The 343-nt window shown below is 69.7% G+C and carries 1 protein-coding gene; it reads left to right on the plus strand.

The window, feature by feature from the left end; translation table 11 throughout:
• Positions 1-85 precede the first annotated feature (85 nt).
• Positions 86-343 (plus strand): hypothetical protein (locus tag E6J58_00605; protein ID TMB44021.1); only part of this gene is annotated, 258 nt, incomplete at its 3' end.

The raw sequence follows: 343 nt of genomic DNA on the forward strand, positions 1-343 counted from the left end.
AACGCCTCCTGCTGAAAGCGCTTGAGTACTTCGATCTCGCGGCCTCGCGACCGGCAACCCGGCGCGCGGCCTGCCCAAGTCGCTGATGCGGCTGATCCGCCCGACGCACGACCCGAAGAAGACGCCGTTCATCGAACGGCTGGACGACGTGCGCCGCATCTTCCTCGCGCTGCCCGAGCCACTCAACGTCGCCTACGCGATCGGCGCCCTGGCTGGCCTGCGCACCGGCGAGGTGTTCGCGCTGCGCTGGACGCACGTCGACCTGGCCGCGCGTCGCATCCACGTCCGCGAGTCCGTCAATGGCCCCCTCAAGGACGGCGACTCTCGCATCGTGCCGGTCCTC

Source organism: Deltaproteobacteria bacterium (genome assembly GCA_005879535.1).
GTDB lineage: Bacteria > Myxococcota > Myxococcia > Myxococcales > 40CM-4-68-19 > 40CM-4-68-19.